We start from the raw sequence: 8,287 nt of genomic DNA on the forward strand, positions 1-8,287 counted from the left end.
CTATGGCAGATAATAATAAAGATACAACTTTTGTTTTTCGCTTACAGAGCGAAACAAATGGACAACATGATTTGAGAAACACACTAAAACATTGGGATGAATCATGTATGTATGATGACAAACAGATTGCTACTATCGAAAGTTCTAATAAAGAGTCTTTCAATCAGCCGACTTCCATTCCATCTCCATTTGCAAGAATTGCTTTAGTAAAAACAGCCTTTGCAGAAGTAGCAGAATATGGGGAGTCTGCATTGAAAGCTTATCAAAAAATAGTATCAGATAGTCTTGATGTGGCAGAAATATTTTTCACTTTTGATAAGTGGAGAGATAAAATTGAGATAATCAGATGGGGGAAAGTTGAAGATTTGAAAAAGCTTGAAGTCGGTCATAAACAAATTCAGAAAACGCTGAACACCTTTCTGGTAAATGATGCTGCCACATTCAATTTTGACAAAATGGAATATATCTATATTCTGAAATATAAGAATACCGGAGAAATGATTGGAGCAACTTCGCCTTGTACTCTCTTTTTTAGTTCTGCCAATGATTTGACGGATGTTGAGATTCCACTTAATAATAATCACAATGCATTTGATGGAAAGATAGTTCCATTAAGTGAACGTAGTTGGGAGTTTAAAAAATATCTATATACTTGGATTAATGCAAATAATGAGAATTGTATTATCGAAGGCAGAGCAGCAAGTTCCAGATTCTCCGAATTTCAAAAGTATCTTGAACAGCAAAAGCCATTAATAGGAAGAACTGAAGAAATAGACGCTTTAGCTGTTAACACAGATAGTATATTAAATAGTTCTTTTAAAGTATTAAGAGCTCCTGATGTGGAAGTTTTAGGAAAAAGCTTGTATCAAAACAATGAAGCTACAGCTCAATATTTAACTGCAGATGATTTGTTGGAAGATAGCATTATAAGGCTACCATACGAAATTAAAAAAGATAGCTTTTTTGATGGAAATCTACAAGAAAACAGCAAAGAAATGTTTCTACTACCTATAAAAGAGAAATTCTTTGATTTCTATAGTATTGATGATTTAAAAAGAAACATAAAAATAAATCATTCAGGAAACGTAGTAGAAGTTGAACTACAAACAAATGGCACAAAGTTCAAAAAGGAATATAAAAAATCGAGCGGAAATGTTATAGATTTGAATTTCGATTGTGCTATTTTCCCTAATGTAAAATTCGAGCAGGATGAACAAGCTTATTATCGTTTTGGTTTAGCTTGTAACTTTAAAGAGAAAGATAAATACAATGTTGATTTTATAAAAATCAATTCAGCTATAGATAATTCCAAAAAGCGTTTTTCTGTTCGTAATGAAACGCATATTAATAACTATCAATTAAAAAATTATTCTCTTAATGGCTCAAACTTCGATTATGTCCGCATTAATTACGACGGAATAAACGGACTTGTCTTTCCATACTTAGAGTTAAAAACGGGCGAGAAAGAGTTTACGTTTGCCATTGATTTCGGTACTACCAACACTCATATTGAATATAAAATAGGAAATAGTAATAATATTGTTGCATTCAATATATCAAAAGAACAAATTGACGAAAAGCAAGTTCATTGGCTGCATGGAGGAGATGATTATTTAAAAGAAGTTTTTGATGAAGAATTTATTCCGGCATATACCGATGAAGAGTTTAGATTCCCTATGCGCTCTGCCCTCTCGTATGGAGAAAAAACCAATTGGCAAGATGTTTACCCTTTCGAAAAGGCTAGTGCAGATGAATTGTACGAAAAGCGTGTAGGTTATGATTATGATCACACTATAACTGATTTGAAATGGTCCGATAATGGCAATAATCAAAAGCAAGTAAAAGTTTACATTGAGTCCCTGATGTATTTGCTTCGCAATAAAGTAGTTATTGGAAATGGACGTTTAGAGCAGACTAAAATACGCTGGTTCTATCCTGTGAGTATGGAAAGAGGGAGATACAATAACCTGAAAGAAGCATGGAACTCGGCTTATGAAAAATATTTTGGAGGAGATAATAATAATATAATTCCAATCACAGAATCGGTAGCACCATTTGAATACTATATTAGAGATCGTGATGCTAACAATCTGGTTACCATAGATATTGGCGGTGGAACTACTGATATGGTTATTTCTGCTAATGGGCAAGTGGATCTTATTACTTCGTTTCGCTTTGCAGCAAATACTATTTTTGGAGATGGTTACACAGAAACAATGCGTATTAAAAATGGTATTGTTAGACAATTTTTGAATGTCATCAAGGATGACTTGAAAAGTGAATTCGATGAGAATAGCCGCCTATTGTTTCTTTTCAACGAAATGTGTACAAATAAAACCTCTACTGATATAGCCTCTTTCCTGTTCTCTCTGAAACAGAATAAAGAAGTTAGACGGGTAGGTGGAAATCTTGCAGAGAATGCAAATCTTGAAAAAAAACTAATTACTGATACGACTCAGAAAATCACATTCATTTTCTTCTATTCTGCCATTATCTATCACTTAGCCCAATTAATGAAAGCAGAAAAGCTACAAATGCCAGATAAAATTGTGTTTAGTGGAAATGGCTCAAGAGTAATCTCATTTTTTACTGACGATAGTGAAACTCTAAGAGATTACACAAAATTGATTTTTGAGAAAATACATGGAAGCAGTAATTTTTCAAGTAGCTTGGATATTATTCTCAATAAAGAAAATCCTAAAGAAGCTACCTGTAAAGGAGGTTTCTTTGTAGACAAAGCCGAATCATTTGGTGATATTTATAAAAAGAAAGTTGTACTACATAGTAATGGTACTAATACAGTTTTTAAACGAAATGATGATGATATTAATGAGCTCAATACCTATAAAGCTGTCGATGAGGCGTATATCAGTAAAACGGTTGATGAAGCCAAGAATTTCATAAATTTTGTATTAGACCTTTTACCATTCTTTAGTAACAGAGGTTATAAGCTTAACCAAACATCTATTGAGATTGCGAAAAAAGTCTGCTTTAATAAACTGGATATTTATGCAAAGAATGGATGGCAATTAAAAAAGAAAGAGATAACAGATGCTGAGGGACTTGAAGAAACGTTATTCTTCTATCCTTTAGTAGGAATGCTTAAAGAATTGAGTGATGCGATTTGCAACGAAAACTTAAAATCCAATAAATAAGATATGTTTAGAAAGAAAATACTATTAATAATAAGCATTTTGTTTTTGTCTACCTTACAATGCTTTGCACAAAAAACAATTACTAAAACAGAGTTTGAAGATTTGGTAGACTACGCAAATTGTAGGTATACAGCAAAGTATATTGAATCATTTAGAGATGATGAAATAGAAAAAGAAAATATTGATAAATATGACAAGAATATAAAATCAATACTTGATGAAGCAACTATAAAGAAATCTCCAAAATTCAATGAACTTGAAAAGCTTTTAAAGAACAATGGCTGGTCCAAAACATTTACTGAGTTGACACAAAAAGTCTGTGAGAAAAAACAAAAATTCACAAGCAATGAAATGAATATCAAAGACGCAATTCAGTTACTTCAGTTGGATGGTAAATTGGGAACACAATTAAAAAATGAAGTAGAACGCTTATCACAAGAGATATTAGAATATTATAAAGAAGAAACTCAATCTTCGGAAAATGATTCACAGAGCACTGATGAACAAGGCGAAAAATCTCTGATGGAAGAATACAAAAAACTTAAAAAAGAAGTTGTTTTATTAGAGGGAATTGCAGTAGGCGTATTGGTTCTTTTTATTATTGTTTTAATCTTTATGTTTAAGAAGATTAAAGGTCGGGAATCTATTATAAAGATCGTTCTTGGAAGTGACCGAATCCGTAATAGTTTCGCTCCTAAAAAAGACTATTCAGAGAGAAAAGGCACTTACAATTATACTTTAACAGACAAGGATGTTAATCTTATTGTTGATAAAGTATTAGAGTGCCTAAAGCTAAATGAAGAAGAAAAACGAAGCAATCAACCAACAAATGCCTCTCCTCTAAAAGTAACATATAAATACCTCAAAGGTAAAAATGAAAAAACATTCAGCAGGGAAGATAATACTCCAGAAGATAGTTTTTTCAGAATTAGCAATGAATCCAATGATACAGCTGATTTTGAGTTTTTCGGAAATGAAAAAGAAGCAATAGCAAGAAGAATTTTCAGCGATGATATTTGCGAAATTGTTTCCGGAAATTATCAAAAAGCCCAATCTGTAGAAATTATTAAGATTGGTAAAGTGAAACGAATCGAGGGAGGATGGACCGTAATAGAACCAATAAAAATTAAATTGAATTAACGAGATGGAGATGCATTATATTATAATTACATTGGCAATTGCTATTATTCTTATTTTACAGTTAGCTCTTTTTTTCTCAACTAAAGCAAAAATAAGAATATTCCAACAAATCTTCCCACAAACAGAACGTTTTGAACTTGGAATACATGAAGAAGGAGATGCAATAATTAATCGCTTTAGTAATCCGGTATTAAATAGCATAATTAATTCGATCAACAATTATCTTGCAAAAAATAAAGGAGCTGTCAGTGATTTCCATCTAATGAAAGATATAGTTGATCGAAATTGTGACAGTGTAGAGGAAGAAATTAACACACAGATACCAATGCCTCTTTATTTAGGGTTGGTAGGAACAATGTTGGGTATCCTTATTGGTATTGGTTTTTTAGTTGTTACAGGTAGTTTGGATAAACTGCTAAACCCTTCCTCAACCTCCACTGACGCAAAAGGGATCACAGAACTCTTCGGAGGTGTTGCCTTGGCAATGGTTGCAAGTATAATAGGGATCTTATTGACAACTATTGGCTCTAATCTCGCCAAAGAGGCAAAAAAGAAAACTGAAAAAGGGAAAAATATTTTTTTAAGTTGGATTCAAGCTGAATTGCTACCGGAGCTTTCGAATGATACAACAGCCGTTTTAGAAAAGATGGTAAGAAACTTGACGGGTTTCAATAATACCTTTTCGGAAAACACACATGAATTGAGGGCGACACTTCAAGCAGTAAATGAATCATATCATAATCAAGCTGAATTAATGCAATCAATAAACCAATTAAAAATAGGGAAAATTGCAACAGCAAACATTGAAGTTTATGAAAAACTAAAAAACTGTACTAATGAAATAGAAGTATTTGCCGAGTATCTTCATAAATCTAATGAATACCTTACCACAATTCAGAAAATGAATAGTACATTAGATGGTTATGAAAAACGTACTCAAACAATTGAAAAAGCAGGCAACTTTTTTGATAAAAATGAAAAGTGGTTGACTGAGAGCCTTGATAGTATCAACATAGAAACCAAAGATACATTAAAACGGTTTGGTGAAATGATGGCAGAATCTGTTGGGAAAATAAAAGATTCACTTGATAGTCATAATCTTTCTTTTAAAAATTCTGCAAATGAACAAGCTGAAGTCCTTTCTGAAATAATAATAAAACAAAGAGAGGATTTTCAGAAAAAATTAGAAGAAACAAATCTCATTGTTGATGAACTGAAAAATCTTTCTGCTGTTAAAATGAGTATAAGCAATTTAGAAGAAGCTACTAAACAGCAAAATCAGAAGATGGATTCTTTAATTCAAACTATCCGACAATTAGCCGAAGCCAAATCGTCAGGAACCTCCGAAGTGTTAGTAACTCCTGAAATTAAAGTGGATACAAAAATGCCACGTTGGGTTAAAATAGTTGGAATTACAGCAGGCTCTTTGCTCATCATAAGCCATCTTTCCTATCTTATTCCTCAATTAATAGAGTGGATTTCTAATCTGATAAACCGTTAATCCTAATGTCGAAAATAAAAAAAGAATCCTTCTTCTGGACAAGCTATTCCGACCTGATGACTAGTTTGTTCTTTATAATGTTTGTATTGTTTGTTTTGACTGTTGTTTTGTTAAACAAGAAGATGGCTGCAACCCAAGATCAGATAGAAAAAATCAGGGAAATAGAAACGGCAACAAAAGATATAGATTCCACTTATTTTGAATACAATGAAGAATATAAGAAACATATTTTAAAAGTGGATGTAAATTTCCCTGTTGGAGCATCAGATATAAATTCTATAGATGATAAAACCCGTCAGAAGTTAGTAGAAGCAGGGAGGGCAATTCAAAAATTGATAGCAGAAAAAACACGAGAATATAAGATACAATATTTACTCATAATAGAAGGGCAGGCCTCGAAAGATAATTATACCAGAAATTACGAATTGAGTTATGAACGAGCATTGAGTCTTAGGAATTTTTGGGATAAAGAAGGCTTAAGTTTTGGAGAAAACTGCGAAGTTTTAACTTCCGGTACAGGTACAGGAGGAGTAATGAGAGATAAAGAAGAAATGAAAAATCAACGTTTTCTAATACATATAATTCCTAAACCGGGTATTATAGAAGCAAGTAAAATGAAGTGATTGTTTAAATATGAAAACTATAATTTATATGCTAATCTTTTCTTTGTCTTTTTCTACAGCTTCTTGTGTGCGTAAATCCGGAAGGAAACGGATTAAATACTCAAAAACACGAGAAATCGGAAATACTTCAACCTCTCAGGTAGAAAAAACAAACCGAAATAAATTAAACGGAAGTGAAATTTTCTCCAAGTACAATTCTTCCGTTTTCATGATTCGTACTTCTGATGGTCAGAATTTCTATCAAGGTTCAGGATTCTTTGTTTCGGCTTTAGGTGTAGCTGTAAGTAATTACCATGTATTTGAGGGGACAATAATTGGCTATGAGCAGATTAAGTTAGCAAATAATAAAATTTATAAAATAGAAAACATTATTGCCCAAAGTAAAGAGAATGACTTCATTATCTTTCAGGTCAAATCAAAAGGGGATAGATTTAATTATATTCCTATTGAGAACAAACCACCTAAAATTGGCGAGAAAGTTTTTGCTATTGGTAGTCCAAGAGGATTGGAAAATACTTTTTCATCAGGAGAAATATCTCAAGTACGAGGAAATAACCTTATTCAAATTAGTGTGCCAATAGACAGAGGGAGTAGTGGAGGAGCTCTGATTAACGAATATGGATATGCCATTGGAATAACTACCGGAGGATACGATGATTCTGGAGCCAATCTCAATTTCGCTGTTAATATTAATACTATAAAACGTTATTTACCATGAAACTGATAGATATCTTAAAAATCTTTCTCGCACTTTTGTTGTTTCTCTGTTTGCTAAAAATGCCTTATGGCTATTACCTGTTTATTCGATTTATAGCATTACTTGTATTTGGGATATTAGCATATCAGGCATATAAACAAGAAAGGCAATTAGAAATGGTTGTCTATGGAGCTTTGGCATTATTGTTTCAACCTTTCTTGAAGATTTCATTGGGAAGAGACTTATGGAATATTATTGATGTTATTGTTGGGATTGGATTAATTGTTTCTTTGCTTAAAAAAGAGATAAGGAAATAAAAAAAGGCATAACTCCTGAGAATCATGCCTTTTCTGTCGGAATGAGGCGATTCGAACGCCCGACCCCTACGTCCCGAACGTAGTGCGCTACCAACTGCGCTACATTCCGATTATTAAAGTTGTGCAAATTTACGTCTTTTTTTAAATTACTCAAATAATTAGCCTCAAATATTGCAATTTGAAGTAACAATAAAAATTAGATGTGTTTGCCCTTGCCCGAAGGGTATGTGGTAGATGAAATTATCAATGAATTACTCATTTGAGATAAAGGATTTGTTGTTTTCACAAGAAGATTATGAGACACTGAAAACCTTTTGGGCCAAATTAATAGAGGTGAATAATGGAATGGTAGTGCTGAAAAAGGGGTAGTGCTCGTGAATTCTAAACAAATTTTAAGATAATAAGTGTGTAAAATCAATGCGGATAAAAGTGAGGTTCTAAAAATAAAAAAGGGAAGTCTCACGACTTCCACATTTCTTCTAACCTTAAATCTAAATCTCTATGAAAAAAACGTATGGCAAATGTACGGTTTTATTTTGATAAAACAATAGAGAAAAGTGTTAATTTATAGCATATTTACAGAATGTGGCTAAATAATTTAATCTTGGAGTTCGTATAATCCTATTTATCTATTAAATTAAGTAACTTCAAGTAGATGGGGTCTAAGCGAAGGATTTCCGGAACACCTATCATATACAGTCTTTTGCGTGCACGGGTTATGGCAACATTCAGCTTGCGATCTATCAGAATATCATTTGGCGAAAACGGAGCATTCCCACCCACTTCAATCGGTTCAATGCACCCACTTTTTGGGTTGAAAAAGGCTTAAAAAGGGCTTAAAAAACGGAGTATAT

Annotated in this window: 7 protein-coding genes and 1 tRNA gene; 7 read left to right on the forward strand and 1 reads right to left on the reverse strand. The window is 32.6% G+C overall.

The features are described from left to right. The first annotated feature begins 2 nt into the window (after positions 1–2). From D0T60_RS10240 to D0T60_RS10265, 6 genes are read left to right on the forward strand one after another with little or no spacing between them, the layout of a single operon-like run. Positions 3–3,155, forward strand: a complete 3,153-nt coding sequence (locus D0T60_RS10240) for a hypothetical protein (RefSeq protein WP_163218088.1) — start codon at positions 3–5, stop codon at positions 3,153–3,155. Between the two features lie 3 nt (positions 3,156–3,158). Beyond that, a complete protein-coding gene (locus D0T60_RS10245) occupies positions 3,159–4,295 on the forward strand; it encodes a hypothetical protein (RefSeq protein WP_163218089.1) in 1,137 nt (378 codons plus the stop codon). 10 nt (positions 4,296–4,305) lie between these two features. Beyond that, positions 4,306–5,796, forward strand: coding sequence for a hypothetical protein (locus D0T60_RS10250; protein ID WP_163218090.1), 1,491 nt, complete (start codon positions 4,306–4,308; stop codon positions 5,794–5,796). 5 nt (positions 5,797–5,801) lie between these two features. Beyond that, positions 5,802–6,419, forward strand: a complete 618-nt coding sequence (locus D0T60_RS10255) for a hypothetical protein (RefSeq protein WP_163218091.1) — start codon at positions 5,802–5,804, stop codon at positions 6,417–6,419. 10 nt (positions 6,420–6,429) lie between these two features. Next, on the forward strand, positions 6,430–7,137 hold the full coding sequence (locus D0T60_RS10260; protein ID WP_163218092.1) for a S1C family serine protease: 708 nt from the start codon (positions 6,430–6,432) through the stop codon (positions 7,135–7,137). Further along, positions 7,134–7,433, forward strand: coding sequence for a DUF6804 family protein (locus D0T60_RS10265; protein ID WP_203558316.1), 300 nt, complete (start codon positions 7,134–7,136; stop codon positions 7,431–7,433). Before D0T60_RS10260 ends, D0T60_RS10265 begins: the two co-directional genes overlap by 4 nt. Positions 7,434–7,469: 36 nt before the next feature. Here the strand turns inward: D0T60_RS10265 and D0T60_RS10270 are convergent. Next, positions 7,470–7,542, reverse strand: a tRNA-Pro gene (locus D0T60_RS10270). A 137-nt stretch (positions 7,543–7,679) separates the two neighbouring features. Between D0T60_RS10270 and D0T60_RS18940 the strand changes: the two genes are divergently transcribed. Next, the gene (locus D0T60_RS18940) at positions 7,680–7,802 is read left to right on the forward strand and encodes a hypothetical protein (RefSeq protein WP_255491665.1); all 123 of its coding nucleotides are present in this window, start codon (positions 7,680–7,682) and stop codon (positions 7,800–7,802) included. The last annotated feature ends 485 nt before the right edge of the window (positions 7,803–8,287 follow it).

It is taken from the genome of Bacteroides sp. 224 (assembly GCF_010500995.1).
In the GTDB taxonomy this organism is placed as follows: domain Bacteria; phylum Bacteroidota; class Bacteroidia; order Bacteroidales; family Bacteroidaceae; genus Bacteroides.